The following is a 1,134-nucleotide window of genomic DNA, read 5'->3' on the forward strand; positions in this document are numbered from 1 at the left end:
TATCAGCGATTAAGCGATAACTTTAGCAACAACACCAGCACCTACAGTACGGCCGCCTTCACGGATTGCGAAACGCAGACCGTCATCCATCGCGATTGGGTGGATCAGGGTAACAACCATGTTCACGTTGTCACCAGGCATAACCATCTCAACGCCTTCTGGCAGTTCGATAGTACCGGTCACGTCAGTTGTACGGAAGTAGAACTGTGGACGGTAGCCTTTGAAGAATGGAGTATGACGACCACCTTCATCTTTGCTCAGGATGTACACTTCGGAATCAAACTTGGTGTGTGGTTTGATTGAACCTGGTTTAGCCAGAACCTGACCACGTTCGATATCTTCACGTTTGATACCACGCAGCAGAACACCAACGTTCTCACCAGCACGGCCTTCGTCCAGCAGTTTGCGGAACATTTCAACGCCAGTACAAGTAGACTTAACAGTGTCCTTGATACCGACGATTTCAACTTCTTCGCCCACTTTAACGATACCACGCTCTACACGACCGGTAACAACTGTACCACGGCCGGAGATGGAGAATACGTCTTCGATTGGCAGCAGGAATGGCTTATCGATAGCACGCTCTGGCAGTGGAATGTAGCTGTCCAGTGCTTCTGCCAGTTCGATGATTTTCGCTTCCCAAGTAGCATCGCCTTCCAGTGCTTTCAGCGCTGAACCTTTGATGACCGGGATGTCGTCGCCTGGGAATTCGTAAGCAGACAGAAGTTCACGAACTTCCATTTCTACCAGTTCCAGCAGTTCTTCGTCATCTACCATGTCGCATTTGTTCATGAACACGATCATGTATGGAACGCCAACCTGGCGACCCAGCAGGATGTGCTCACGAGTCTGAGGCATAGGGCCGTCAGTTGCAGCAACAACCAGGATAGCGCCGTCCATCTGTGCAGCACCGGTGATCATGTTTTTCACGTAGTCGGCGTGCCCTGGGCAGTCAACGTGCGCGTAGTGACGAGTCGGGGTGTCATATTCAACGTGAGAAGTGTTGATGGTGATACCACGAGCTTTTTCTTCTGGTGCGTTATCGATCTGGTCGAATGCGCGTGCAGAACCGCCGTAGGTTTTAGCCAGAACGGTAGTGATTGCTGCAGTCAGGGTAGTTTTACCGTGGTCAAC

At 51.0% G+C, this 1,134-nt stretch carries 1 protein-coding gene; it reads right to left on the bottom strand.

All coding sequences use genetic code 11. The features are described 5' to 3' along the window. Positions 1-9 precede the first annotated feature (9 nt). Positions 10-1,134: elongation factor Tu (tuf, locus tag HGO41_RS25725; RefSeq protein WP_037041322.1), on the bottom strand; the 1,125-nt coding region annotated here is incomplete at its 5' end.

Origin of the sequence: Rahnella sp. CG8, from assembly GCF_023701875.1 — a bacterium.
GTDB lineage: Bacteria > Pseudomonadota > Gammaproteobacteria > Enterobacterales > Enterobacteriaceae > Rahnella > Rahnella aceris.